Annotated in this window: 22 protein-coding genes; 18 read left to right on the forward strand and 4 right to left on the reverse strand. The window is 45.8% G+C overall.

Going from position 1 to position 26,095, the window contains the following annotated elements; genetic code table 11:
* Window positions 1-52: 52 nt before the first annotated feature.
* From DMI82_RS06615 to DMI82_RS06640, 6 genes are all read left to right on the forward strand, one after another.
* Window positions 53-1,027 (forward strand): ABC transporter permease, encoded by a 975-nt coding sequence (locus DMI82_RS06615; RefSeq protein WP_110102888.1) that lies wholly within the window; start codon window positions 53-55, stop codon window positions 1,025-1,027.
* A 21-nt stretch (window positions 1,028-1,048) separates the two neighbouring features.
* Window positions 1,049-2,560, forward strand: coding sequence for a sugar ABC transporter ATP-binding protein (locus DMI82_RS06620; RefSeq protein ID WP_110102889.1), 1,512 nt, complete (start codon window positions 1,049-1,051; stop codon window positions 2,558-2,560).
* 11 nt (window positions 2,561-2,571) lie between these two features.
* Window positions 2,572-3,549 carry an ABC transporter permease gene (locus tag DMI82_RS06625; RefSeq protein ID WP_021977851.1) on the forward strand — a complete coding sequence of 326 codons (978 nt, stop codon included), beginning with the start codon at window positions 2,572-2,574 and terminating at the stop codon, window positions 3,547-3,549.
* 147 nt (window positions 3,550-3,696) lie between these two features.
* Window positions 3,697-4,866, forward strand: a complete 1,170-nt coding sequence (locus DMI82_RS06630; protein WP_021652145.1) for a substrate-binding domain-containing protein — start codon at window positions 3,697-3,699, stop codon at window positions 4,864-4,866.
* A 269-nt stretch (window positions 4,867-5,135) separates the two neighbouring features.
* Window positions 5,136-6,539, forward strand: coding sequence for a rhamnulokinase (rhaB, locus tag DMI82_RS06635; protein WP_110102890.1), 1,404 nt, complete (start codon window positions 5,136-5,138; stop codon window positions 6,537-6,539).
* Window positions 6,540-6,557: 18 nt separating this feature from the next.
* The gene (locus tag DMI82_RS06640) at window positions 6,558-7,976 is read left to right on the forward strand and encodes an arabinose isomerase (protein WP_059086068.1); all 1,419 of its coding nucleotides are present in this window, start codon (window positions 6,558-6,560) and stop codon (window positions 7,974-7,976) included.
* Between the two features lie 141 nt (window positions 7,977-8,117).
* On the opposite strand, the gene DMI82_RS06645 is transcribed toward DMI82_RS06640, so the two are convergent.
* Genes DMI82_RS06645 through DMI82_RS06655 form a run of 3 tightly spaced genes read right to left on the reverse strand, consistent with a single transcriptional unit; the run spans window position 8,118 to window position 11,934 of the window.
* The gene (locus DMI82_RS06645; protein ID WP_021652148.1) at window positions 8,118-8,501 is read right to left on the reverse strand and encodes a DUF3783 domain-containing protein; all 384 of its coding nucleotides are present in this window, start codon (window positions 8,499-8,501) and stop codon (window positions 8,118-8,120) included.
* A 47-nt stretch (window positions 8,502-8,548) separates the two neighbouring features.
* Entirely contained in the window at window positions 8,549-10,372 is a 1,824-nt protein-coding gene (locus DMI82_RS06650; RefSeq protein ID WP_110102891.1) for a sensor histidine kinase, read from the reverse strand.
* Complete coding sequence (locus DMI82_RS06655) at window positions 10,369-11,934, reverse strand: response regulator transcription factor (protein WP_110102892.1); 1,566 nt, start codon at window positions 11,932-11,934, stop codon at window positions 10,369-10,371. The genes DMI82_RS06650 and DMI82_RS06655 overlap by 4 nt, the downstream gene beginning before the upstream one ends.
* A gap of 265 nt (window positions 11,935-12,199) precedes the next feature.
* Here DMI82_RS06655 and DMI82_RS06660 point away from each other — a divergent pair, with 265 nt between their 5' ends.
* The 5 genes from DMI82_RS06660 to DMI82_RS06680 all read left to right on the forward strand — a co-directional run bounded on the left by DMI82_RS06660 (window position 12,200) and on the right by DMI82_RS06680 (window position 18,072).
* Window positions 12,200-13,705 (forward strand): sugar ABC transporter ATP-binding protein, encoded by a 1,506-nt coding sequence (locus DMI82_RS06660; protein WP_110102921.1) that lies wholly within the window; start codon window positions 12,200-12,202, stop codon window positions 13,703-13,705.
* Window positions 13,705-14,697, forward strand: a complete 993-nt coding sequence (locus tag DMI82_RS06665) for an ABC transporter permease (RefSeq protein WP_110102893.1) — start codon at window positions 13,705-13,707, stop codon at window positions 14,695-14,697. The genes DMI82_RS06660 and DMI82_RS06665 overlap by 1 nt, the downstream gene beginning before the upstream one ends.
* Window positions 14,698-14,700: 3 nt before the next feature.
* On the forward strand, window positions 14,701-15,708 hold the full coding sequence (locus DMI82_RS06670) for an ABC transporter permease (protein ID WP_092068559.1): 1,008 nt from the start codon (window positions 14,701-14,703) through the stop codon (window positions 15,706-15,708).
* A 99-nt stretch (window positions 15,709-15,807) separates the two neighbouring features.
* Window positions 15,808-16,875, forward strand: a complete 1,068-nt coding sequence (locus DMI82_RS06675) for a substrate-binding domain-containing protein (RefSeq protein WP_110102894.1) — start codon at window positions 15,808-15,810, stop codon at window positions 16,873-16,875.
* A gap of 213 nt (window positions 16,876-17,088) precedes the next feature.
* Window positions 17,089-18,072, forward strand: a complete 984-nt coding sequence (locus tag DMI82_RS06680) for an AraC family transcriptional regulator (RefSeq protein WP_092068556.1) — start codon at window positions 17,089-17,091, stop codon at window positions 18,070-18,072.
* A 17-nt stretch (window positions 18,073-18,089) separates the two neighbouring features.
* On the opposite strand, the gene DMI82_RS06685 is transcribed toward DMI82_RS06680, so the two are convergent.
* On the reverse strand, window positions 18,090-18,767 hold the full coding sequence (locus DMI82_RS06685) for a GTP pyrophosphokinase (RefSeq protein ID WP_015527292.1): 678 nt from the start codon (window positions 18,765-18,767) through the stop codon (window positions 18,090-18,092).
* Window positions 18,768-19,297: 530 nt separating this feature from the next.
* Here DMI82_RS06685 and trpE point away from each other — a divergent pair.
* From trpE to trpA, 7 genes are all read left to right on the forward strand, one after another.
* Window positions 19,298-20,785: an anthranilate synthase component I gene (gene trpE / locus DMI82_RS06695; protein WP_110102895.1), complete on the forward strand. Its 1,488-nt coding sequence runs from the start codon at window positions 19,298-19,300 to the stop codon at window positions 20,783-20,785.
* The gene (locus DMI82_RS06700; RefSeq protein ID WP_110102896.1) at window positions 20,782-21,360 is read left to right on the forward strand and encodes an anthranilate synthase component II; all 579 of its coding nucleotides are present in this window, start codon (window positions 20,782-20,784) and stop codon (window positions 21,358-21,360) included. Before trpE ends, DMI82_RS06700 begins: the two co-directional genes overlap by 4 nt.
* A gap of 57 nt (window positions 21,361-21,417) precedes the next feature.
* Complete coding sequence (trpD, locus tag DMI82_RS06705; protein WP_092068546.1) at window positions 21,418-22,431, forward strand: anthranilate phosphoribosyltransferase; 1,014 nt, start codon at window positions 21,418-21,420, stop codon at window positions 22,429-22,431.
* Between the two features lie 129 nt (window positions 22,432-22,560).
* On the forward strand, window positions 22,561-23,355 hold the full coding sequence (gene trpC / locus DMI82_RS06710; protein WP_092068543.1) for an indole-3-glycerol phosphate synthase TrpC: 795 nt from the start codon (window positions 22,561-22,563) through the stop codon (window positions 23,353-23,355).
* A gap of 107 nt (window positions 23,356-23,462) precedes the next feature.
* Entirely contained in the window at window positions 23,463-24,110 is a 648-nt protein-coding gene (locus tag DMI82_RS06715; protein WP_110102897.1) for a phosphoribosylanthranilate isomerase, read from the forward strand.
* A 1-nt stretch (window position 24,111) separates the two neighbouring features.
* Entirely contained in the window at window positions 24,112-25,296 is a 1,185-nt protein-coding gene (gene trpB, locus DMI82_RS06720; protein WP_110102898.1) for a tryptophan synthase subunit beta, read from the forward strand.
* Window positions 25,289-26,062, forward strand: a complete 774-nt coding sequence (trpA, locus tag DMI82_RS06725; protein WP_110102899.1) for a tryptophan synthase subunit alpha — start codon at window positions 25,289-25,291, stop codon at window positions 26,060-26,062. The genes trpB and trpA overlap by 8 nt, the downstream gene beginning before the upstream one ends.
* Window positions 26,063-26,095 lie beyond the last annotated feature (33 nt).

Consider the following 26,095-nt stretch of genomic DNA (forward strand, 5'->3'; position numbering starts at 1 on the left):
TATAATAACCAAGAAAACACAAGATACGTGCAAAACGTGAGGAGGGTAAAAATTGGAAAAGTTAAAACAAAATCCAATCGTTAAGAAGCTCGGATTGAACAGAATACTTCTTGTCTGTGTTCTGATTCTTATGTTCCTGGTTTTTAAAGTAGTTCTTGGAAACAAGTTTCCGGCTGTTGACAGTATCAAGTCTACTTTGAACTATGTGTACTTCCTGGGCTTTTTGTCACTTGGCGTTACATTCGTAATCGCTACAGGAGGAATTGATTTCTCCATCGGACCTGTAATGTTCTGCTGTGCACTGGTATCCGGTTACTGCATGACATCCTACAAGGTTCCATGTGCAGTTGCCATGATCCTTTGCATTCTGATCGGTCTCTGCTTTGGTATTTTCAATGGCTGGATGGTTTCTTACATGTCAGTACCGCCATTCATTATTTCCATGGCATCCATGAATATTGCAAAAGGTATTGCTTCTGTATTCACAAAAACACAGTCAGTAAGCTGGCCGGCAGCCAGTGAGGCAAACGGCTGGTTCCGTAATATCGTTTCCGTAAACGGCTTCCCTGTAGGAATCATTATCTTCCTGGGAATGGCAGTTATCTGCGGTATCGTTCTTTACAACACAAAACAAGGACGTTACATCCTCTGCCTTGGTTCCAACAAAGAGGCTGTCCGTCTTTCCGGTGTTAACACAAAGAAATGGGAAATGCTTGCTTATGTGATCTGCGGATTCCTGGTAGGTATTGCAGCACTCTTCTTTGTAGCTACATACACAACTGTTCAGCCTGGCTATGGCGATCAGTACAACAACGAGGCTATTGCAGGCTGCGTTATGGGTGGTACATCCATGGTTGGTGGACTTGCTTCCATCGGCGGTACTGTAATCGGCGTATTCATCATCTCTCTTCTTCAGCAGGGCATCATGGCATTTGGTCTTGGTAAAGGACAGCAGATGATCATCACAGGTATCATTGTTATCGTTGCAGTTTATATCGACGTTTCTGCAAGACGCAGAAAGAACTGATCTTAGAGGGAGGATGCGACAATGGGTGAAGTTATTTTAACTATGAAGGACATTGATAAGTCCTTTCCTGGAGTTCATGCTCTGGATCACGTTAATTTCGAAGTAAAACGCGGCGAAGTACATGCACTTATGGGAGAAAACGGTGCCGGTAAATCAACACTGATGAAGGTTCTTACCGGTATTTATCAGAAGGATTCAGGTTCCATCGTTTACAAAGGACAGGAAACAGAATTCCACAATACACGTGAGGCACAGGATGCCGGCGTTGTAATCGTACATCAGGAGCTGAACATGGTAGGTGATCTTACCGTTGCTCAGAACATCTTCATCGGACGTGAGCCGAAAAAAGGTTTCCGCATTGATGACAAAAAGATGATCGAGGATTCAAAGAAGCTTTTCCAGGATCTGAACATTGAGATCAATCCGAAGGAAAAGATGAAAAACCTGACAGTCGGAAAACAGCAGATGTGTGAGATCGCAAAAGCAATTTCCCATAAAGCTGAGGTTATCATTTTTGATGAGCCTTCCGCAGCACTGACAGAGAAAGAGATCGCGGACCTGTTCGAGATCATCCGTGACCTTCGTAAGAAGAATCTTGGTATCGTGTATATCTCACACCGTATGGATGAGATCAAAACCATCACAGACCGTGTAACAGTCATGCGAGATGGTGGTTACGTAGGAACCCTCATCACAAAAGACAGTACAAAAGAAGATATCATCAACATGATGGTTGGTCGTGTTATCTATGAGGATCCGAAGCAGGAGAGTGCGATTCCGGCAGATGCACCGGTAGTTCTTAAGGTTGAGCACCTGAATGCAGGCAAGATGGTTCAGGATGTAAGCTTTGAGCTGAGAAAAGGTGAGATCCTTGGTTTCTCAGGACTGATGGGCGCCGGACGTACTGAGACAGCCAGAGCACTGTTCGGAGCAGACCCGAAACAGAGTGGTAAGATCTCTGTTATGGGTAAAGACGGACAGCTTCACGAGGTAACCATCAACAGCCCGCAGGATGCTGTTAAATACGGTATCGGTTATCTGTCAGAGGACAGAAGAAGATATGGCTGTGTTGTACAGAAATCTGTAACAGAAAATACTACACTGGCAACCATGGAAGAGTTTACCAATGGTATTTTTATCAACAAGGCAAAAGAGAAACAGGTTGCAGAGAAATATGTAAATGAGCTTGCAACAAAGACACCGACCACCGACCAGCTGGTAGTAAACCTTTCCGGTGGTAACCAGCAGAAGGTTGTTATTGCTAAATGGCTGACACGAGACAGCGATATCCTTATTTTCGATGAGCCGACCAGAGGTATCGATGTTGGTGCCAAGAACGAAATCTACAAATTAATGAACAGACTGGCAGCAGAAGGCAAATCCATTATCATGATTTCTTCTGAGATGACGGAAGTTCTCCGAATGAGTGACCGTATCATCATCATGTGTGAGGGTAAAGTTACCGGATGTATTGATATCTCCGAGGCAACCCAGGAAAACATCATGGACAAGGCCACACGGAATATCGATTAAGGAGGAAAGTCATGACTAAGAAGAAAAAAAGTATTTTAAGTGATCAGAGATTTATTGTTTTGCTCGTTATCATTGTCCTGTGTGCAATATTCTCAGGCTTGAGTAAAGAATTCAGACAGTACACCACGATCCTGAGTATGCTGGATTTCTCATATTACGATCTTCTTATGGCGATCGGAGTTACATTCCCGCTTATCACTGGTGGTGTTGACCTGTCAATCGGAACTGGTATGGTAGCATACGCACTGATCGCCGGAACACTGATCAGAAACAACAATTGCCCGGTAGCTCTGGCAATGCTGATCTGTATTGTTCTTGGTATCGCAGTCGGTGCACTGAACGGTGTACTGATCGGTGTTATGAACCTGCCGCCGTTCCTGGCAACACTTTGTACCTGTATGATCACCCGTGGTGCCGGATCTCTCTGCAGTGCGACACCTTGGCCGGGACTTACACAGGATGGTGGATGGTTCCACACAATCTTTAAAGTAACTGTTGGTACAGGAAGAAGTGCTTCCCGTTATCCGCTTGGATTTTTGTGGATGATCATTCTGGTTCTTCTTATGGAGTACATCCTGAACCACACCAAATTCGGTCGTTACACAATTGCGATCGGTTCCAACAAAGAGGCAGCAGCCCTTTCCGGAATCAATACAAAGTTCTATCACGTAATGGTATACGTTGTCTGCGGTCTGTTTACAGGTCTTGCAGCAATCGCATACGCAGCAGTAACACCTACTGTACAGCCTGGTACTGGTGCCGGACTTGAGATGGATGCTATCGGGGGTGTATTCGTTGGTGGTGTAGCAGCTACCGGTGGATATGGTTCCGTGATCGGTACATTCGTTGGTATCTTCGTCATCATGCTTCTGAAAACAGGTCTTCCATATATCGGCCTGCAGGCAAACTGGCAGCAGATCATCACTGGTATCGTTTTGATCGTAGCCGTTCTGATCGATATCCTGAAAGAGAAAAAAGCAGCACACTGATATTAAGAAGTGTGTATAATAAGTAAGGGTGCTGTTTACAGAGAAATGTGAACAGCACCCGATAATCAAAGATGTGAAACGCCAAGGGGTAGCAACGGCGTATGAACATAAAAAACTATATAATATATTTTAAGGAGGAAATATTATATGAAAGCAAAAAAGGTTATGGCATTAATGCTCTGTGCAGCAATGGTAACAAGCATGAGCGCAACAGCAGCTTTTGCAGCTGAGGAGAAAGAAGATGCAGCAACAGAGGAATCCGCAGATTCCACAGCAGCTGAGGATCCTACCGCACAGTTCGACGGACTGAAAGCAAACGAAGCTTATGAGTTCCCGATGATGGTTAAATCTTTCCAGTCTACATACTGGGATGCAGCTCAGGAAGGTATGAAGAAAGCATCTGAGGAGCTGGGCGTTACTTATAAAGCACAGGGACCGAACAGTGAGTCCGATATCGCTGACCAGGTTAACATGATCAACACAGCTATCGGCTCCAATCCTGTTGGATTAGGACTTGCAGCTTGCGATACATCTTCTGTTCAGGATGCTCTTAAGACATGTGCAGAAAAAGGTATCCCGGTTGTAACTTTCGATACAGGTATCGCTGATGCTCCGGAAGGATCTGTAGTATGCGAGGTTTGTACAGACAACGCACAGGCTGGTGCAGTAGCAGCTGAGAATATGTACAACTCCATTAAAGACGTTGTTAAAGATGCTGACGGACAGGTTATCATCGGTGAGGTTAACCAGGATGCAACAGCTCAGAACATTCAGCAGCGTGGTACTGGATTCATCAACAAGATGATCGAGCTTCTTCAGGCTGATGGCAAGACTGTAGCAGTAAGCGGTAACGAGTTCTATGTTAACGCAGCAGAGGGTGCTGATGCTGATGCTAAAGACGCAGACGTTGTTATCCAGGTAGCTGTTCCGGCACAGACAACTGTAGAGCTTTGCTCCACAGAGGCTCAGGCAATCCTTTCCCAGGAGAACTGTATCGCAGTATTCGGTTCCAACCAGGTTTCTGCAGAGGGTGTTCTTGCAGCAAATGCTAACCTTAACGTTCTTGGTTCTGACCCGGCAAACGGTGATGTAGTTGGTGTTGGTTTCGATGCTGGTTCTATCATCAAAGCAGCTGTTAAAGATGGCACATTCATTGGTGCTGTTACACAGTCTCCTCTTATGATGGGATACTATGCAATCTACGCTCTGACAGCAGCAGCAAACGGCCAGGAGCTTGAGGATGTTCCTACAGACGGTTACTGGTATGATGCAACAAATATGGAAGACGAGGATATCGCTCCTAACCTTTATGACTAATCAAATCATATAATTGATAAGATCGTGAAGTTATAATGAACGCGGATTGCGTTCGGACGTATGAAATAAGAGATCCGCTGGCTGATTCAGTCAGCGGATTTTTTAAACAAATAATGTAGTAGTTCATAAATAATCGCTGTATTATTGGCAAATAAAGACACTTTTTTTGACAAAAGAGGTTCTTATCACCGGAAGGATCCTGATGTATGATAAATACAACATCAGATATGAAAGTGATCAGAAGCTTACATATTGAGGAGGATTTAAAAATGGCAACATATTATTTAGCAGTAGATATCGGAGCATCCAGTGGACGTCACATTCTGGGACATATGGAAAACGGAAAAATGATCCTGGAAGAAATCTATCGTTTTGAGAACGGCATGGTTAAGAAGGATGGAGAGCTCTGCTGGGAGTTTGACCGCCTTTTCAACGAGATCGTAAATGGTCTTAAGAAATGTAAAGAGATCGGCAAGATCCCGGTAAGCATGGGTGTTGATACCTGGGGTGTTGACTTCGTGCTTCTAGACAAGGATGACAAGGTTCTTGGCAACACGGTAGGCTACCGTGATCATCGTACAGAGGGAATGGACGAGGAAGTTTATAAGACAATTTCCCTGAAGGATCTGTATGCAAGAACCGGTATCCAGAAAGCAATCTACAACACTGTATATCAGCTGATGGCAGTGAAGAAGAAACATCCGGAGTATCTGGAGCAGGCAGAGACACTTCTTCATGTACCGGATTATTTCCATTTCCTTCTTACAGGAAAGAAAACCTGTGAATACACAGAGGCAACCACAGGACAGCTTGTCTGCCCGACAACTAAGGACTGGGATTATGAGCTGATCGATATGCTGGGATATCCGAGAAAGATTTTCCAGAAGCTGATCATGCCTAGCACAAGCATCGGACATTTAACAGACGCAGTGAAAGAAGCAGTTGGCTTTGACCTTGAGGTTGTAGCACCGGCTACACATGACACAGGATCTGCAGTTCTGGCTGTTCCGGCAAATGATGACGATTTCATTTATATCAGCTCCGGCACATGGTCTCTGATGGGAATTGAGAGAAAAGAAGCAGACTGCTCTGAGAAGAGTTGTGAGATGAACTTCACAAATGAGGGCGGATATGCGGGACGTTTCCGTTATCTGAAGAACATCATGGGTCTTTGGATGATCCAGTCTGTACGTCACGAGTTTGATGATGCATACAGCTTCGCACAGATCTGTGAAATGGCTGAGGAGGCTAAGGATTTCCCATCAAGAGTAAACGCAAACGACGAGTGCTTCCTTTCTCCTGAGAACATGACAAAAGAGGTTCAGGATTATTGCCGCAGAACAGGACAGCAGGTTCCGGAAACTCTTGGAGAGATCGCAACAGTTATCTACACAAGTCTTGCAGATTGCTACGCTAAGATCGCAAAGGAGATCGAGGAGATGACAGGAAGAACCTACAGCCGTATCCATATCGTAGGCGGTGGTTCCAATGCAGGATACTTAAATGAGCTGACTGCAAAAGCTACAAAGAAAGAAATCCATGCAGGCCCTGGTGAGGCTACTGCAATCGGTAATATCACAGCACAGATGCTGAAGGCCGAGGAGTTTAAAACGATCGAGGAGGCTCGTACAACCATCCATGAGTCCTTCGGTATTAAAGTATACAAAGCATAAATAATTGGAGGTCTTATTATGTTAGTTAACACAAAGGCAAAAGTTGGTGTATTTTCAATTGCTTTAGGCGCATATCTTCCGCAGTTTCCGTCACTGGTGCCGGAATTTGAGGCACAGTACGACGCATTCAAGAAAACGATCCCGGATACAGTAGAGATCGTTGACGGCGGAATGGTGACAACAAAAGAGCAGGCAATGGTGGCAGGAGATAAGTTCCGTGCAGCAGATGTTGACCTTGTATTTCTTCAGATGCTGACATACGCAACATCCTACAACATGCTTCCGGCGATCCGTGATCTGGATGTTCCGGTTGTTCTTGTAAACGTTCAGAAGATCAAAGCGCTGGATTATGAGCACACTGACATTGCCTCCTGGCTGGGTGAAGGCTATGCATGCGGTGCTGTAGGCGAGGCAGTTGCTGACCTTGAGAGAGCAGGCAAGAGACATGCGGTTATCACAGGCGTTGTAGAAGGCGGAGATCCTGCAGTTCAGGCTGAGATCGAAGACTGGTGCAAGGCTGCTCAGGTAAGAAGAAGATTCCGTGAGACTAACATTGCGCAGATCGGAAGACCATATCCGGGTATGATGGATCTGTATATTGATGAGACAAACCTCTATAACAGAATGTTCCTCTACACAAAACAGTTCGACTGGGAGAAGATGTGGGCGATCGCTGATGATATTACAGATGAGGAGGCAATCCGGGCAAAAGCACAGGATATCCTTGATACATTCGATATTGAGGGCGGCGGCACCATTGAGAAAGTATGGGATATGGCAAAATATGTAGTTGCTTTTGAGGAGTGGGTAAAAGACGAGCATCTTGGAATGATCGCTTCCCATTACGACGGATTTGCACAGGGTAAAGCAGGAGTCCTTGACAGTATGCTGATCCCGGCTTTCTCCATGCTGATCAAACAGGGTACTGCATGTGCGGTAGAGGGTGACATGAAGGTTGCCATGGCAATGAGTATCTTAAAGACAATTTCCGGTACAGGCCAGCTTTCTGAGATGTACTCCATCGATTTCAACGATGACATCTGCATCATCGGACATTCCGGAAGCGGTGACGCTGACATCTCCGACAAGAAACCAACCATGAAAATCGTGCCGGTATTCCACGGCAAAACAGGCGGCGGATACCTGACACAGTTCTATCCATACACAGGCCCTGTAACCTACCTTGCAATCACTCAGGATAAAGACGGAAACTTCAAATTCGTTGTAGCTGAGGGCGTAAACGAGGAGGGACCGATCCTTTCCTTCGGTGATACAAACATGAGAACACGCTTCACATGCGGAGCAAGAGAGTTCGTTAACCGCTGGAGCGAGGCTGGCCCGACACATCATATGGCAGCTGCTACAGGAAGACACATCGATACGATCCTGAAGGTTGCAAAAATCTTTAACGTACCGGTAGATATCGTGACAAGATAAATTCTTTCTTATGTATTCAACCTAAAACATATTCAAAAAAGGAGACTGCGCGGAGCGGTCTCCTTTTTCAGTGGGAAAAATAAGATAAAAAAGATCTGCCGGAAATGCAGCAGGCAGATTCGGCAGATTTTGGTTTTGCAGTTATTTTTTATGCATAAGTGTGTGCTCCCTAGAAAGCTCATCGTGCAGCTGGATGGAAGACCAGTGCTGAGTTACCGGTGTGAGCATGGCCTTCAGTGCAACAGGCGGGATCTGGTTTTCACGGAAAAAAGCAAGAAAATCATCCATCTGTGCACTGGAAAAATCCTTCAGCACGATCATCTCATCACTGAAATTGCTTCCCAGATTAAACTGGGATGAGGGATGAAATCCCGGAATCTCAAAAAGATATCCCAGCGGATGAAGAAATTCCGGCGCAGTGACGATCCGTGTCTTAACCTTCTGACGGTTCAGATAGCGGCGGATCTGGCGAAGTCGTTCTGGGTCGTTAAAATTATATAAAAGAGCTTCTGGCTGTGTATTCATATAGTGTCATACCTCATTTCTGAATAAAGATTTTTGTGGAACATAAGTTACTTTTCGCGATGTGCAGGGAAGCGGATCTCAACCTCTGTCCCCTCTCCAGGCTTGCTGGAATAAGTGAGTCCGTAATTATTTCCATAGAGAATTTGGAGTCTCCGGTGGGTATTATAAACTGCGATATTTGTGCCGCCGGACTGGCTTTTTCCCTTTCCGGAAAGGATAGTTGACAGGATTTCCGGCGAAATCCCAACACCGTCATCGGAAATCAGAAGAACAATATCCTCATTTTCCATCCATCCGGTAATAACAATAGTTCCGGATTTTGATTCTTTTTCCAGGATCCCGTGAAGAATGGAATTTTCCACAACAGGCTGAAGAGTCAGCTTCGGGATCTGGTATTCTGAAAGCTCATCCGGGATATCCGTGATCAGCTCAATGCTGTCGTGGTAGCGCATATTCTGAAGCTGCACGTAGATGGTTACATGCTCCAGCTCCCTTGCAATGGTAGAGATTCCTTTTTTGCGGCTCAGAGTCAGCTTATAAAAACGGGAAAGACTTTGCACTGCGTGACTGATCTCATCGGTCTGTCCCTGCAGTGCCATCCAGTTGATCATATCCATGGTATTATAAAGAAAATGCGGATTGATCTGTGCCTGGAGGGAATTGAATTCTGCAATCCGGAGATCTTCTGCAGCCTTAGCCTGCTTCTCCATCAGTTCCTCCATTTTTCGAGTCATATAGTTGTAGGTATCGATAAGATTACCGATCTCATCATGTGCCTGTGGACTTTCCATAGGAGTAGGCGGGCCGTGGCGGACGGTCTGCATCTGCCGGATCACAGAAGAAAGTCTTCCGGTAATGGAATGAGCCAGTACATTGGCAAAAATCAGAGCCAGAACCAGAAAAACTGCATAGATCAGTACGATCTGGACCATCAGTCGGTTGCTCGCATGGATCAGCGGCGGGGAAGGAAGGACCGTCACCATAAACCAGTCCGTATTGGAAATGCTGTAAAAACCGGCATAAACCTTTGTGTCCAGAATGTTCCGCTCAATGAAGTTATTGGAAGACATAAAGGAAGCCTTGATGGTGTCGTAATCCAGTTGGTAGATTCCGGATAATGACAGATCTGAGGTAGCAACAATGGCATCACGTTCGTTTACAATATATGAAACACTTCCTTCCAGAGATAGATTGTCGGAAAGAATGGAAGTAAGCTTGTCATCGGAATAATACACTGCCAGATAAGCCTTATAGGCAGTGGAGTGATAATAAAGGCTTAAAGGGCAGATATATGCCATATCACCATAATTCTTTTTTTCCCTGGGACCAAGATAGAAGGAAGGACAGAACATTTCCTGGGTGTTCCGGTTTCCCTGAAAGATACCGTACCAGTAGGTACCTTTCGCCTGACTTAAGGGAGCAAGGATATTCTTAGTGTTGGGATAAGTATCCAGTGTCTTCAGATCATCAGGAAAATCCACATAGATCTGTACATCGGTAACAATGGAATCTGTGGTCAGACGCTGAACGGCATTTTTAAAATCAGTGGCATGGTTAGATGTTGCAAGCTGTTCTGCTGAATCGCTGACCGGCATATAAAAAAGTTCCTGAAAAAAATTCTGTCCTGTAATATTCCGGGTAGTAGCGAGGATCGTATCCATAGTCCGTTCGATCAGAGGTGCAGTTTTTGCGGAGGCGTCCTGCTCCTGCCGGATGGTATTGGAAACCACCATGCTATAAAGTCGTCCATAAAAAAGAAAGGCGGTAAGACAGGCAGGAATTACCACAATGCTGATCAGGGCAATGGTGAATTTTGTCTGCAGGTTTAAATTCAGGTAGCCGTTTTTGAAACGGCGCCAGAGGGCCCTCATGACATTTTCTCCCGGTATTCAGACGGGGAAAAGCCGGAGTATTTTTTGAAGCTTTTTCCGAAGTAATTGCCATCCGTATAGCCTACCTTGGAAGAAATCTCGGAAATCTTGTATTTGGGATCGGAAAGCAGCTGCTTGGCCTTTTCCATTCGGTATTCTGTCAGATATTGATTGAGAGTCTGTCCGGTCTCGCTTTTGAAAAAAGTGCATACATAAGATGCGGAAAGGTATACATGGCCGCTGATATCTTTTACGGAAAGTGTATCGTTCATATAGTTCCGGCTGATATAATCCTTGATCATAAAGATCGTGGAATTTTCCGGCTGGGAATTTTTCGTATCTTCAAAATACTGGGCGGTTTTTTCTTTCAGAGCTTTGTGAAGCTCTTCGTAGGTGAAGGCGTTGTTTAACGTATCTACGATCAGATCCTGCTTTTCATGAAGTTCGGTTTCCAGCTGATTTTTTTTACGGGAAGCCGAAAGTGTATTAAATAGCTGGTAATAAAGATCACGGATCTGGTTAGGCATAAATGTGTGATTGCAGCTATAATACCGGAAAAGCTCATCAAGAAACTGAAAACAGGGTTCTTCTTCTCCGGCCAGGAGATATTTGGAAAAAGTATTTTCCGGTGAATGCAGGGAATCCGGAACCGGTCCCTTCGGTGAAAGCAGGCGGATGGAATTTTCCGTCAGAAATGTTTTTTCCGGAAAGAAAAAACAGTTCTGCAGAAGGATCACGGCAGAAGCGTAGGACTGATAAACCCTGAAAATATCCGTTACGGTATTTCCGGCAGCGATCAGATGCTTTCCGCAGGTGTCATATTGTCTGGAAATATAGCTTCCCACTGCGGAAAGGGTAGTCGGGGAAAGGGCATTCCTTCCATATATATGGTGGACCAGATACTGAACTCTTTTTTCCACAAAAAGACATTTCAGATGGTAATGCTCCAGAAAACAGGAAATGTCGTTCTGGAGATCTTCCAGGAAAATACCGGAAGCCTCCATAGATTCATTAAGCTTTACGATCACAGAGGTAAAATTCATGCCGTTCTCAAGAAGCTCCGGCTGCCCCAGTTCCAGACAGAGATCTGCAATTTTGTTGTTATCGGAAGGTGGAAGAGTCAGCTGTTGTGCCAGCCGGGTAGCGATTTCCTGAGAATGGATCGCTTCGCCACGATGGGAGCGGAGCTTTTGTTTGTAAAGAGTCTGCGCTTCCAGAACTGCCGCCTGTACTTCCTCGGGATGCAGAGGCTTTTCGATGTAATTGATGGCTTTTAGTTTGATGGCAGCTTTCAGATACTCTTTGTCAGAATATCCGCTCATAAAGATAGGGATACTGTCCGGCAGGAATTTCTCCAGACGCTCCAGCATGGCAATGCCTGTCATCCGCGGCATCCGTACATCGCAGAGAATGATCTCAGGTTTATACAGTCTGGCCATTTCCAGTCCGTTCACACCATCATCTGCCTGAAGGATCTCGGTGATTCCCAGAGAATCCCAGTCGATAGATGAGATCAGTCCGGTACGCGTAAGTTCTTCGTCATCGACGATCAGTAATTTCATATACAATTCTCCAATCGAGCATAGCTTTATAGCTTCGTAAATCGGACGTTTACAGCTCTGTTTATATTCCCAGAAAACTGTAACGTCAGCGTTATCATTATAGCATAAAGTATATAGAAATACGAGAATGGGACAATGGTTTATGAGTAATATTTTACAGGGAAAAGAAGAATATTTTACCCTTATCCAAAAATATTCCCATTATCAATCTGTGGGCCGGATGATAGAATATAATCAGATTAAAGGAAAGGGAGGAGAAAGAGCCGTGTCAGAATATGTTCTTGAATTAAAAGGTATTACGAAGATATTCCCCGGTGTCAAAGCTCTGAATAATGTACAGTTCCAGCTCAAACCTGGCGAAGTTCATGCGCTGATGGGTGAGAATGGTGCTGGTAAATCTACGTTTATCAAGGTTATTACCGGAGTACATAAGGCAGAAGAGGGTGAGATGTTCTTAAACGGACAGAAGGTTGACTTCAAAGGTCCGAAGGATGCCCAGGAGGCAGGTATCGCTGCCGTATATCAGCACCCTACATCATATCCGCATCTTACAGTAGCCGAAAATATTTTTATGGGTCATGAGATCATTAAACATCATATGATCCAGTGGAAAGAGATGAATCAGGAGGCAAACAAGTACCTGAAGGAGCTGGATGCAGACTTTGACGCAACAGCAGAGATGGGTACACTTTCTGTTGCACAGCAGCAGATGGTCGAGATCGCCAAGGCACTTTCCACAAATGCGAAGATCATCATTCTGGATGAGCCGACAGCAGCACTTACCAGAAACGAGTCCGAGAAGCTTTACACACTGGTTGACAAGCTGAAAGAGAATGGTGTTTCCATTATCTTTATCTCCCATCGTTTCGAAGATATGTACCGTCTGGCTTCCAGAGTTACCGTATTCCGTGATTCCCAGTACATTGGAACCTATGATGTAGATGGAATCACAAACGCAGATCTGATCAAGGCAATGGTTGGTCGTGAGATTAACGATCTGTTCCCGAAACCGGAAGTGAAGTTTGGAGATGAGATGCTCCGTATCGAACATCTTTCCAGAATAGGATTTTTCAAGGATGTTTCTTTCAATGTACATGCAGGCGAGATCGTAGGTCTTACCGGTCTGGTTGGTGCAGGACGTACAGAGGTTATGGAAGCTGTCTGTGGAATTACCCGTCCGGACGAAGGAAAAGTTTTCCTTGAGGGAAAAGAAATTTATATCAAGACTCCGTCTGATGCAATGGAAAAAGGTATCATCCTTCTTCCAGAGGACAGACAGAAACAGGGTCTGGTTATGAGCTGGGGACTTGGAAGAAACGTAACACTTCCGATCATCAGCAAATATGCAAAATCCGGATTTAACGATGAGAAGGCAGAAAGAGAACTTTCCAAGAAACTTCTTGAGGAAGTAGATACCAAGGCAGTCGATATCTTCCAGCCGGCAAGCTCTCTGTCTGGTGGTAACCAGCAGAAAGTTGTTGTTGCGAAAGCTCTTGCTCAGGAAATGAAAGTAGTTATCATGGATGAGCCGACAAAGGGTGTCGATGTCGGAGCCAAAGCTGAGATTTATGCGATCATGGGAGACCTTGCAAAGAAAGGATATGCAATCATCCTGATCTCTTCCGAGATGCCGGAGATCCTGGGTATGGCGGACCGTATCATTGTTATGTGTAATGGCCGCAAGACAGGAGAACTGAACAGAGGAGAGGCAACACAGGAGGGAATCCTTGAGCTGTCCATGGAAAAGAGCACTGGAAAGGGGACTAAATAATGGAAAAGAAATCTGTCATCAAGAAGATTACAGGCTCCCGAGAGGCTCTGCTGGCAATTATCGTAATCGTGCTGTTTGCAGTTGTCACAGCGATCAGCCCGTCATTCCTTACGCCAAAGTCACTCATGGAGATGCTGAAAAATAATGCAGTAACAATGGTAATGTCACTTGGTATGTTATGTGTCATGCTGGTAGGCGGAATTGATATTTCCATTATGTCAACTCTGGCACTTTCCGGTATGTCCATCGGTATGCTTCTGAAATACGGACATATCACAAGCACATTACTTGCTTTCATCATTGCAATGGCAATCGGTATTGCCTGCGGACTGGTTGTAGGTCTTGTAATTTCAAGAGCAAACGTTCCGCCGATCATTGCAACCATGGGCTTTATGTACATCTACAGAGCAATGGGATATCTTGTTTCTCACGGTGGTGAGTGGGCAAGTGCCGCAGCTCTCGGTGATTTTAAGAATTTTGCCACCACAAATTTCCTTGGAATCAACAAGGTAATCTGGGTGATCATCGTATGCTACGTAGTATTCTTCTTCTTTATGAAATGGACAAGAACCGGTCGTAGGATCTACGCAGTAGGAAGTAACGCAAGTGCAGCACAGGTTTCCGGTATCAATGCAAAGAATATCAACCTTCTTGTATATGTGATCATGGGATTCCTCGCAGGTCTTGGCGGAGCACTTCAGGTATCTGTTTATGCTTCTGCAATGCCTGATATGCAGTACGGTGGTGAGATGGATGTTATCGCAGCCTGCGTTATCGGTGGTGTAAGCATGAGCGGTGGACGTGGAACCGTAGTAGGTGCATTCCTCGGTTCCATTATCCTTGCAACGATCGCAAAAGCTCTTCCGCTTGTAGGTATCAGTTCACTGTGGCAGAACATGATCAAGGGTGTTATCATCCTGGTAGTAGTTGTGATCAACGTTGTTCTGCAGAGAATCGCAGATAAAAACGCATTAAAGGGAAGGGAGATGTAAATCATGGCTGGAAAATCTGGAAGAAGTATTAACAATGTGCCGGAAAATCCGATGAAACACATCATATTCAGTTGGGAAGGCATCCTGGTCATTCTCTTTATCCTGGTAAATATTTTCTGCGCATCATTTTCTGAGTTTTATAATATGAAGAGTGTTCTTCGTCAGATGCCGGTTTACCTTGCAGAGGTATTCATGATGTTTCCAATGGCGTACATCCTGGTATTAGGCGAGATTGATATTTCCGTAGGTGCGATCGTGTGTCTCTCCGCTACCTTAAGCTGTATGGTCTGCAACACAAACGCTCCGTTCATTGTAGTAGTACTTACAGCACTGGTTGTTGGTGCCCTCTGTGGTGCGGTTAACGGATTTATCCTTACCCGTTTCAAGGAGCTGCCTCCAATGATCGTAACACTGGCAACACAGATCATCTTCCGTGGTATCGCTGAGGTAACACTTGGAGCCGGCGGAAGTATTGCGATCACAAACACAGATGGCTTCCGTGCTATCGGTGGAAAGGTTGGAAATATTCCATATATTCTTTTCCTGGTGCTGATCCTTGGTGTACTTTTTGCGATCTTTCTTGGAAAGAGTACATTTGGACGCCGTACATATGCGATCGGAACAAACCGTGTGGCAGCTTATTACGCAGGTGTTCACGTAGAGAAGATCCGTTTCATCATCTACACAGTTATGGGACTTATGTCCGGACTTTGCGCAGTATTCCTGGTATCCTCTTCCTACGGTGCAAATACAACAACCGGTAACGGATTTGAGATGGATGCCATTGCAATGGCAGTATTCGGAGGTATCTCCTCCACAGGTGGTAAAGGTAACCTGGCCGGCGGTATCATTTCTGCATTCATCATCGTATGCTTACGAGTTGGCCTTGGACAGAAGAACGTAAATGCTCAGGTGATCCTTCTCATCATCGGTGTACTTCTGGTAGCAGCAGTAGCTCTTCCGAATATCATCGGCGATGTGAAAAAAGCAGTCGCAATGAAGAAAAACTAAATATCACTTTTGAAACTCATATGATTGTTAGCTGCCTCCATTGGTGTAGCGGAGGCAGTAGCATATAAAAAAATTATATTCTTATAGGGAGGAACAACAATGAAAAAAAAGGTAATTAGCGCAATCCTTTGTGGAGCAATGGTTCTTGGTACAGTTTGCCCGGTTCTTGCAGCAGATGACAAATCCGAAGATACTAAGACAGAAGCAGCAGCTGGCGATTCTGCAAAAGGCAAAAAGATCGCTCTGGTTGGTAAAGCAGCCGGTAATGCATTCTTCGAGATCGCAGCGAAATCTTTCCAGGAGACAGTAGAGGCTGAAGGCGGCGAGGTTCAGGTCGTTTATCCTGAGACAGCTACAGCTGATGCGCAGATCAAGGTTCTTGACAACCTGATTTCTCAGGACTTCGATGCAATCTGTATCTCCGCTAACGATGTTAACGCTCTTCAGGCTAAGCTTGAGGAAGCTATGGATGAGGGAATCAAGGTATCTTCCTTCGACTCCGCACCGAACAAAGACAGCCGTGAGATTTTCGTAAACCAGGCTGGTACAAAAGAAGTTGCTCAGGCACTTATGGATGCAGTTCTTGATATTTCCGGTGGTGAGGGACAGTTCGCTATCCTTTCCGCTACATCTCAGTCCGCTAACCAGAACGCATGGATCGACGCGATGAAGACCATCATGGAAGGCGATGACAAATACAGCAAGCTTGAGCTTGTAGACGTTGTATGCGGTGATGATGAGCCGCAGAAATCCACAGACCAGACAGCAGCTCTTCTTCAGAACTACAAGGATCTGAAGGTTATCTGCGCACCTACAACAGTTGGTATCGCAGCAGCTGCTAAATATCTTCAGGATAACGGATCTTCCTGCAAGCTGACAGGTCTTGGACTTCCATCCGAGATGCAGGAGTACACAGGTGATGATGATTCTCATTCCTGCCCATACTTCTATCTGTGGGATATGCAGGGCCTTGGAAAACTCAGTGCTTACACAACAATCGCTCTGATCAACGAAGACATCACAGGTGCTAAAGATGACAAATTCACAGCTGGTGACCTTGGTGACTACACAGTAACAGAGGCAGATGACGGCGGTACAGAGGTTGTTCTTGGTGCACCTCTGAAATTCGATACAAGCAACATCGAGGAGATGGCTAAGCTGTACTAATCAATCCTCAGATTGACTGTATAATCATATGATAAATCCTTTTGGGACAAGGCGGAGTCTTCGGACTCCGCCTTGTTTCGTATATTTGAATTGGTGTATAGAAGGTTTCCGAAAAAATTTCAGTCTTTTGATTCTGGTTGTACTCTTATGGCTGCGGTGTTAAAATGAGGACAGCAGAATAGAAAACCATGAACAGATGAAGGAGCAAAACACATGCAGCAGGCATTACTGGATCAGCTGAGAAAGATCACAGAGGAAGAGAGAAAAATCCTGGATGGAGAAGCAGAGGTGGATAGAGATCTCTACACATCCGGTCGGGACTTTACTGTGGACAGCCGTAAAATGCTGAAAGAAGGCAGGCTGATCGCTGTGCGTACACACACCCGTTTTGTGTATTTTCCGGCTCACAGGCATAATTTTGTGGAAGTGCTGTATGTGTGTGAGGGATCTCTGACTAATATCATTGACGGAAAAAAAGTCATAGTTAACAAAGGCGAGCTGCTTTTTCTCAATCAGTTTACGAAGCATGAGATTCTGAAAGCGGGGCAGAATGATATTGCGATCAATTTTATGGTGCTGCCGGAGTTTTTTGATGTGGCCTATTCCATGGCGGGCAATGACAATATGCTGGCAGATTTTCTGGTGAATGTCCTGCGACAGGATGAAGAGCGTGGGGAATATCTTCATTTTAAGGTTGCGGAAGTGCTGCAGATCCAGAATCTTCTGGAAAATATCATCTATTCTCTTGTAAACGGTGAGGAGAACAGAGAGCGGATCAATCAGACCACAATGGGCCTGATATTCATGTATCTGATAGAATCGGTGCAGTATGTGGAGATGCGTCTGCCCAATCAGTACGAAAATATGATCTCTATGACAACACTGGATTATATTGAACAGAAATACCGGACTGCTACGCTGACGGAGCTTTGTGGTCGTCTGCATCTTCCCATGCATGTCCTCAGTAAGATGATCAAGAAAAGCACAGGGTTTAATTTCAAGGAACTTCTTCAGAGAAAACGTCTGAACAAGGCTGTAGAGCTGATGTGTGAAACAGATCTGCCTGTCAGTGACATCATTGCGGCTGTAGGCTATGAAAATAACAGTTATTTTCATCGGGTATTCAAGGAACATTATCACATGACACCACGGGCGTTCCGGGTGAAAAACAGTGAGAAAGAACAGGTGAGGCTGTAACAGCCTCACCTGTTTTTTTAAATATCATGGAATTGTCCGATCTTGTTTTTGATCCGCTGCATTTCGTTATCCATATCGATCACAGTGCGGGCGCAGTTCAGCAGTTCATTGCTGACATCCTCATAACCGTCCATTTCTTCGATATTCTGCTTGTAACGCAGCTGATGCTCCAGAGTTGCCCAGAAATCCATACCGTTGGTACGGATCTGGATCTCTGCACGCATGGGAGTTTTTCCCTTGGAGAAGAATACGGGGATTTCCACGATCATGTGATAACTGCGGTAGCCGTTTGGCTTTGGATTTTTGATATAGTCCTTTACCTGGATGACGGTAATGTCATCCTGCCTGGTGATCAGGTCTGCAATAGTGTAGATATCATCGATAAAGGCACAGACAACACGGATGCCTGCCACGTCATTCAGCTGATTCTGAATATTCTCCGCAGTAAACTCATAGCCGAGCTTTTTGAGCTTTTTGTAAATGCTTTCCGGCTTTTTGATCCTTGTTTTGATGAAGGAGATCGGGTTACGTTTATATTCCAATGAAAATTCATCGTTGAGGACTTCCAGCTTGGTGCGTACCTCACGGACCGTACATCGATACATCATCATCAGATCATTAAATTTTGCGGAATTTTTGATAAAAACCTGTGGATCGGGGGTATCCAGCCAGGTGTTTGTATTTCTTTCAGCCATAGTGTTTTTCTGGTGAAACTCCTTTCTTATGTGATATTTATAACAATTACTTTTATACAATTATAGAACAAAATGATATTTTTTTCAACATTTGTATTGACATATCAGAAAAGCTGTGCTATTTTATAGAAAAAGTTTAATTGAGTAAACCACTAAACCACTAAACCGTTGAAGCGGAGATAAAGATATTCATGCGCGCACAGAGAGTCCGGGAGGGTGAGAGCCGGGTCGAGAGGCAGTTTATCAAATGGACCGCAGAGGGCACAGGGAAAGATATTTTCGGGTATCAAGTATTCTGTGACGTGAGGGCATACGTCAGTTGCCGGGAATATGAAGGTATTCCGCCAAGTGCACGGGTCAGACCGTGAATCAGGGTGGCACCGCGGGTGATTTTGAATTTAGAGCTCGTCCCTGACAGAACCAGATTCTGTCGGAGACGGGCTTTTCTTGATTTCATGAGCAAGCAGCGAATGCAGATCACGAATGTCCCGTCCTCCGGTAAGGAATGAAAAACTCAGGAGGGCCTGTATATGTATCCAACATTAGAAAAAATCAAAGAACTAGCACAGTCAGGCGAATACCGGCGAATCCCTGTATGCAGAGAGCTGTATTCCGACCGCTATACACCCGTAGAAGTCATGAGGACCTTACGCACAGCCAGCAGACATTGCTATCTTCTGGAAAGTGCCAGCCAGACAGAGGTATGGGGACGCTATTCCTTCCTGGGATATGAGCCATCCATGGAGATTACCTGTACAGACGGAAAGCTTCAGATCCGCAGGATCCATGAGGACGGAACTGAAGAAAAAACCGTACAGCAGGTGAAGCATCCGGGAGATGCTATTCGGGAGATCCTGAAAGAATACAAAAGCCCGGTGCTGGAAAATATGCCGACCTTTACCGGAGGTCTGGTAGGATATTTTTCCTACGATTACATCAAGTACAGCGAGCCAAAGCTGGAGCTTACCGACGAGACAGTACAGGATTTCCGGGACATGGATCTGATGCTTTTTGACCAGGTGATCGCCTTTGACCATTACAGACAGAAGGTGCTTCTGATCACTGGGGTGATGACGGATGATCCGGAAAATTCCTACCAGAAGGCGGAAGCAAAATTAAAAGAGATGGCAGATCTGATCCGAAACGGAAAACAGAAGGAATTTCCGTCCTTGAAACTGAAATCTTCCATTGAGCCGCAGTTTCCGAAAGCAAAATACTGTGAGATGGTTGAGAAAGCGAAGCATTACATCCACGAAGGAGATATTTTCCAGGTGGTGCTCTCCAATCCGATGCGAGCGAAAGCAGAGGGAAGTCTGTTTGATACCTACCGTGTTCTCAGGGCTACCAATCCTTCGCCGTATATGTTTTATTTTTCCAGTGATGATATTGAGATTGCAGGAGCCTCCCCGGAAACACTTGCCAGGCTTGCAGGAACAGAATTAAGTACCTTCCCGCTTGCAGGAACAAGACCAAGAGGCAAGACAAAAGAAGAAGACCTGGCGCTGGAAAAAGGACTCCTGGCTGATGAGAAGGAACGTGCCGAGCACAACATGCTTGTGGATCTTGGGCGAAATGATATCGGAAAGATCAGTAAGATCGGTACTGTGAACGTAGAAAAATATATGTGCATTGAGCGTTTTTCTCATGTGATGCATATTGGTTCCACAGTTACCGGCCAGATCCGGGATGACAGGGATGCGGTGGATGCAGTGGATGCCATCCTTCCGGCAGGAACACTTTCCGGAGCACCGAAATTCCGTGCCTGCCAGATCATCCAGGAACTGGAACAGAGCAAGCGAGGCATTTACGGCGGTGCTATCGGATATCTGGATTTTGCCGGAAACCTGGATACCTGTATTGCCATTCGCCTGGTTTATAAGAAAAACGGTGAGATCTGTATCCGGTCAGGAGCAGGGATCGTAGCAGACAGCATTCCGAAAAGTGAATTTCAGGAGTGCTGCAACAAGGCAAGAGCCGTTGTACAGGCAATCGAAACTGCACAGGAGGGACTGGAATGATAGTACTGATCGATAATTATGATAGCTTTTCCTACAATGTTTACCAGCTGATCGGTTCTGTGAAGCCGGATATCAAAGTGGTAAGAAATGATGAAGTGACCATCAAAGAGCTGGAGGCCATGAAGCCGGAGGCATTGATCCTTTCCCCTGGTCCGGGAAAACCGGAGGATGCGGGAATCTGTATTGAATCCATAAAATATTTCAAAGACAAGCTGCCGATCCTGGGTATCTGCCTTGGACATCAGTCCATCTGTGAAGCCTTCGGAGGGACAGTATCCTACGCAAAAGAGCTGATGCACGGAAAGCAGAAAGAGATACATAAAGTTGGAAAGAGCCGGATGTTTGAAGGACTTCCGGAAACTTTTCCGGCAGCCAGATATCACTCACTGGCAGCTATCCGGGATACCTTACCGGAGGAACTGGTTGTTACCGCTGAGTCTGAGGACGGAGAGGCGATGGCACTGGAGCATAAAGAATATCCGATATTCGGATTACAGTTCCATCCGGAATCTGTTATGACACCGGATGGAAAAACAATGATCGAGAACTTTATGAAGGTTATCAGAGACAGATAAGACAGAGAACAGCAATCCATAAAAGATAGAATCGTTACAGAACAGGAGGAAACAACAATGATCAAAGAAGCAATCATCAAGCTTTCAAAAAAAGAAGATCTTACATATGACGAAGCAGAAGCCGTAATGAATGAGATCATGGACGGAGCGGCAACACCGGTACAGATGGCATCCTACCTTACTGCACTTTCCCTGAAAGGAGAGACTATTGATGAGATCACTGCATCAGCAGCCGGAATGCGTGCACACTGCATCAAGCTTCTCCACGATATGAATGTTCTGGAGATCGTAGGAACCGGTGGTGACGGAGCAAACTCCTTTAACATTTCCACGACATCTTCTCTTGTAATCGCAGCAGGTGGCGTTCCGGTAGCAAAACACGGAAACCGTGCAGCATCTTCCAAGAGCGGTGCAGCAGATGTTCTGGAAGCACTTGGCGTAAAGATCACCATCCCGCCGGAAAAAAGTGCAGAGATCCTGAAAAAGATCAACATCTGTTTCCTGTTCGCCCAGAATTATCATATTGCCATGAAATATGTGGCACCGATCCGTAAAGAGCTGGGAATCCGCACGGTATTTAATATCCTCGGACCATTAAGCAACCCGGCAGGCGCAAACATGGAGCTGATGGGAGTCTTTGACCAGTCTCTGGTAGAGCCGCTGGCACAGGTTATGATGAAGCTTGGCGTGAACCGCGGAATGGTAGTTTTCGGGCAGGATAAGCTGGATGAGATCTCCATGAGCGCACCGACTTCTGTGTGCGAGATCAAGGATGGATGGTTCCAGTCCTATGAGATCACACCGGAGCAGTTCGGCTATACACGCTGCAGCAAAGAAGATCTGGCAGGCGGCACACCGGCAGAGAACGCAGAGATCACAAAAGCCATTGTAAACGGAACCGAAAAAGGCCCGAAGCGTCAGGCGGTCTGCATGAACGCAGGTGCAGCACTTTATATCGCAGGAAAGGCGAAGAGCCTGGAAGCCGGCGTAAGAAAGGCTGAAGATCTGATCGACAGTGGTGCAGCTGCTGCCAAGCTTGAGGAATTCATCAAATTAAGTAACGAGATTTGAAAATAATAGCGGCAGAAGAGAAATCGGCAATCCCTATCGGAAGAGATATGAACGGAAACATTAATCTGTCAGACTTCTTGAAATTGCCGAATGAGAGTTGAACTGAAATATCAAGGAGACAAACAAAGAATGAGCGAAAAAAACATTCTGGAGGAAATCGCAGAAAAAACAAGAGAACGTATCCGGAAGGAAAAACGTCAGTTTTCCCTGGATCAGCTGAAAACCCTGGCAGAAAAAGCACCACAGCAGCCGTCCTTTCTGGAAGCGTTGAAAAAGCCGGGTATGTCTTACATCTGTGAAGTAAAAAAAGCTTCCCCCTCCAAGGGGCTGATCGCACCGGAATTTCCGTATCTGGAAATTGCGAAAGAATACGAGGCAGCAGGTGCATCTGCGATCTCCTGCCTCACAGAGCCATTTTATTTCATGGGAAGTGACACTTATCTCCGTGAGATCACAGAAATAGTGGATATTCCGGTCCTTCGGAAGGACTTCACGGTGGATAAGTACATGATCTATCAGGCAAAAGCATTCGGTGCATCGGCTGTACTTCTGATCTGTGCTATCTTAAATGACCAGGAACTCCTGGAATACCGAGAGCTTGCAGAAACTCTGGGAATGGATGCACTGGTGGAAGCTCATGACGAGAATGAAGTGGCAAGAGCATTAAAGACAGGTGCAAAGATCGTCGGTGTAAACAACCGTGACCTGAAAACTTTTAAGGTTGATATGAATAACAGCATCCGTCTTCGAAACCTGGCACCGGACAATGTGGTATTTGTGTCTGAGAGCGGAATCAAAAACGCAGGTGATATCGTTATCCTGGAAAGAAACCGGGTAGGTGCAGTCCTGATCGGTGAGACCCTGATGCGAAGCCCGGATAAGAAAGCTGCATTGGAAAATCTGAACGGTGGAGCGCTTGTATAAAGGCCAAACGAAAGAATAGAGTAAATAAGTAACAGAGCTGACCAGTAGCAAATAGCAACAAAACAGGAAGGTGCAGGGTTAGACAGAAAGGGCAGGATTGACTGAATATGAGAGAACAACAGTTGAAACATGGGAGCAGAACCAGAATCAAGATCTGCGGCCTGACCCGCCCGGAAGATATCCAGGCAGTTAACCAGGCTAAACCGGACTTTGCAGGATTCATTGTAGAATTCCCAAAAAGCAGAAGAAACGTCACCGTGGAGCAATTGAAGGCTCTCCGGGAAGAACTGGATGATAGCATTTTGCCGGTAGGCGTATTCGTCAATGCACCGGTGGAGCTTCCCGCACAGCTTTTAAACGAAGAAACCATCGCACTGGCACAGCTTCACGGCCAGGAGGACGAGAATTATATCAGACAGCTTAAGACCATGACAGACCAGATTCTGATAAAGGCTTTTTCCATAAAAACAGAAGCAGATATAAAGAAAGCGGTCCGTTCGGAAGCAGACTATATTCTGCTGGATCAGGGCGCAGGAGGAACAGGAGAAACTTTCGACTGGAGTCTGGTACCGGCGATCAAACGTCCCTGGTTTCTGGCAGGAGGTCTGGGCTGTGAAAATCTGGAATCGGCCATACATCTGCTTCACCCCTGGGCAGTAGATTTAAGCAGCAGTGTAGAAACCGACGGTCACAAAGACCCGGATAAAATATTAGAAGCAGTATACGCAGTAAGGAACATAAAGGAGGAAATATAACATGTTAAAAGGAAGATTCGGCATCCATGGCGGACAGTACATCCCGGAAACACTGATGAACGCCGTTCTGGAGCTTGAGGAAGCATACAACCATTACAAAAACGACCCGGAATTCAACCGTGAGCTCACAGAGCTTCTCAATGAATACGCAGGAAGACCATCCCGTCTTTACTATGCGGCACATATGACCGAGGACCTTGGCGGAGCCAAGATCTATCTGAAAAGAGAAGACTTAAACCACACAGGAGCCCACAAGATCAACAACGTACTTGGTCAGGTGCTCCTGGCAAAAAAAATGGGCAAGACCCGTGTCATCGCAGAGACAGGAGCCGGCCAGCACGGTGTTGCAACTGCAACCGCAGCAGCACTGATGGGAATGGAATGTGAGGTATTCATGGGAAAAGAAGACACGGAACGTCAGGCACTGAATGTTTACAAAATGCGTCTTCTCGGAGCAAAAGTCCATGCAGTCACAAGCGGAACCGCAACCTTAAAGGATGCCGTTTCCGAGACCATGCGTGAGTGGACAAACCGTATTGCAGATACCCATTATGTACTGGGATCTGTTATGGGCCCGCACCCGTTCCCGACCATCGTACGTGATTTCCAGGCCGTGATCTCCAAGGAGATCAAAGAGCAGATGCTGGAAAAAGAGGGCAGACTTCCGGATGTTGTCCTGGCCTGTGTGGGCGGCGGCTCCAATGCTATCGGAACTTTCTACAATTTCATTGAGGACAAAGACGTTCGTCTCATCGGCTGTGAGGCAGCAGGACGTGGCGTGAATACTGCGGAGACTGCGGCAACCATCGCAACTGGTCGTCTCGGAATCTTCCATGGTATGAAATCTTACTTCTGCCAGGATGAATACGGACAGATCGCACCGGTATACTCCATCTCCGCAGGTCTTGATTACCCGGGTGTAGGTCCGGAGCATGCACACCTTTATGATATCGGAAGAGCAGAGTACGTTCCTGTTACAGATGACGAAGCAGTAGAGGCTTTTGAATATCTTTCCAGAACAGAAGGAATCATTCCTGCGATCGAAAGTGCCCACGCAGTGGCCTATGCGAAAAAGATCGCACCGACACTTGGAAAGGACAAGATCATGGTAGTTACCATTTCAGGACGTGGAGATAAGGACTGTGCGGCAATCGCCCGCTACAGAGGGGAGGATATTCATGAATAAGAGAATTACAGAGGCATTTGCAAACGGAAAAGCATTTATTCCTTTTTTGACCTGCGGAGATCCGTCTCTGGAGGTAACAGAGCAGCTGGTTTATGCAATGGAAGAAGCAGGAGCAGATCTGATCGAGCTTGGGATCCCGTTCTCAGATCCTACCGCAGAGGGACCTGTGATCCAGGAAGCCAATGTCCGGGCATTTGCAGGCGGCGTGACTACAGATAAAGTTTTTTCAATGGTAGAAAAAATCCGTAAAAATACAAAAATCCCAATGGTATTCATGACCTATGCAAACGTAGTATTTTCTTACGGAACAGAGCGTTTTATCAAGAAAGCAGCGGAAGTTGGAATGGATGGACTGATTCTTCCGGATGTTCCGTTTGAGGAAAAAGAAGAGTTTGATGTTGTGTGCAAACAGTACGGCCTTGACCTGATCTCCCTGATCGCACCGACCTCCCATGAGCGGATTGCCATGATCGCAAAAGAGGCGGAAGGCTTTGTTTACTGCGTATCTTCCCTTGGTGTAACAGGAATGCGTACCAGCATTACCACAGATATCGGAGCTATGGTGAAATTAGTAAAAGCTCAGAAAGACATTCCATGTGCAGTAGGATTCGGAATCTCCACACCGGAGCAGGCAAAAAAAATGGCAGATCAGTCAGACGGTGCCATTGTAGGATCTGCGATCGTGAAGCTCTGTGGTGCCTACGGCAAAGACTGCGTGCCGAAGGTGAAGGCTTATGTGAAAGAGATGAAGGATGCGATCAGATAAGTTCCCGGCTGAAATTGGAACACAGATCACAAA

Origin of the sequence: Blautia sp. BCRC 81119 (assembly GCF_003184505.1) — a bacterium.
Classification (GTDB): domain Bacteria; phylum Bacillota; class Clostridia; order Lachnospirales; family Lachnospiraceae; genus Blautia_A; species Blautia_A fusiformis.

What these genes read in the sequence shown, in the direction of transcription:
- trpA (WP_110102899.1), top strand. Translation starts at nt 25,289, where the DNA reads ATGAATAAGAGAATTACAGAGGCATTTGCAAACGGAAAAGCATTTATT.
- DMI82_RS06630 (WP_021652145.1), top strand. Translation starts at nt 3,697, where the DNA reads ATGAAAGCAAAAAAGGTTATGGCATTAATGCTCTGTGCAGCAATGGTA.
- DMI82_RS06655 (WP_110102892.1), bottom strand. Translation starts at nt 11,934, where the DNA reads ATGAAATTACTGATCGTCGATGACGAAGAACTTACGCGTACCGGACTG.
- DMI82_RS06680 (WP_092068556.1), top strand. Translation starts at nt 17,089, where the DNA reads ATGCAGCAGGCATTACTGGATCAGCTGAGAAAGATCACAGAGGAAGAG.
- DMI82_RS06665 (WP_110102893.1), top strand. Translation starts at nt 13,705, where the DNA reads ATGGAAAAGAAATCTGTCATCAAGAAGATTACAGGCTCCCGAGAGGCT.
- trpD (WP_092068546.1), top strand. Translation starts at nt 21,418, where the DNA reads ATGATCAAAGAAGCAATCATCAAGCTTTCAAAAAAAGAAGATCTTACA.
- DMI82_RS06625 (WP_021977851.1), top strand. Translation starts at nt 2,572, where the DNA reads ATGACTAAGAAGAAAAAAAGTATTTTAAGTGATCAGAGATTTATTGTT.
- trpC (WP_092068543.1), top strand. Translation starts at nt 22,561, where the DNA reads ATGAGCGAAAAAAACATTCTGGAGGAAATCGCAGAAAAAACAAGAGAA.
- trpE (WP_110102895.1), top strand. Translation starts at nt 19,298, where the DNA reads ATGTATCCAACATTAGAAAAAATCAAAGAACTAGCACAGTCAGGCGAA.
- DMI82_RS06715 (WP_110102897.1), top strand. Translation starts at nt 23,463, where the DNA reads ATGAGAGAACAACAGTTGAAACATGGGAGCAGAACCAGAATCAAGATC.
- DMI82_RS06650 (WP_110102891.1), bottom strand. Translation starts at nt 10,372, where the DNA reads ATGAGGGCCCTCTGGCGCCGTTTCAAAAACGGCTACCTGAATTTAAAC.
- trpB (WP_110102898.1), top strand. Translation starts at nt 24,112, where the DNA reads ATGTTAAAAGGAAGATTCGGCATCCATGGCGGACAGTACATCCCGGAA.
- DMI82_RS06675 (WP_110102894.1), top strand. Translation starts at nt 15,808, where the DNA reads ATGAAAAAAAAGGTAATTAGCGCAATCCTTTGTGGAGCAATGGTTCTT.
- DMI82_RS06700 (WP_110102896.1), top strand. Translation starts at nt 20,782, where the DNA reads ATGATAGTACTGATCGATAATTATGATAGCTTTTCCTACAATGTTTAC.
- DMI82_RS06620 (WP_110102889.1), top strand. Translation starts at nt 1,049, where the DNA reads ATGGGTGAAGTTATTTTAACTATGAAGGACATTGATAAGTCCTTTCCT.
- DMI82_RS06685 (WP_015527292.1), bottom strand. Translation starts at nt 18,767, where the DNA reads ATGGCTGAAAGAAATACAAACACCTGGCTGGATACCCCCGATCCACAG.
- DMI82_RS06640 (WP_059086068.1), top strand. Translation starts at nt 6,558, where the DNA reads ATGTTAGTTAACACAAAGGCAAAAGTTGGTGTATTTTCAATTGCTTTA.
- rhaB (WP_110102890.1), top strand. Translation starts at nt 5,136, where the DNA reads ATGGCAACATATTATTTAGCAGTAGATATCGGAGCATCCAGTGGACGT.
- DMI82_RS06645 (WP_021652148.1), bottom strand. Translation starts at nt 8,501, where the DNA reads ATGAATACACAGCCAGAAGCTCTTTTATATAATTTTAACGACCCAGAA.
- DMI82_RS06670 (WP_092068559.1), top strand. Translation starts at nt 14,701, where the DNA reads ATGGCTGGAAAATCTGGAAGAAGTATTAACAATGTGCCGGAAAATCCG.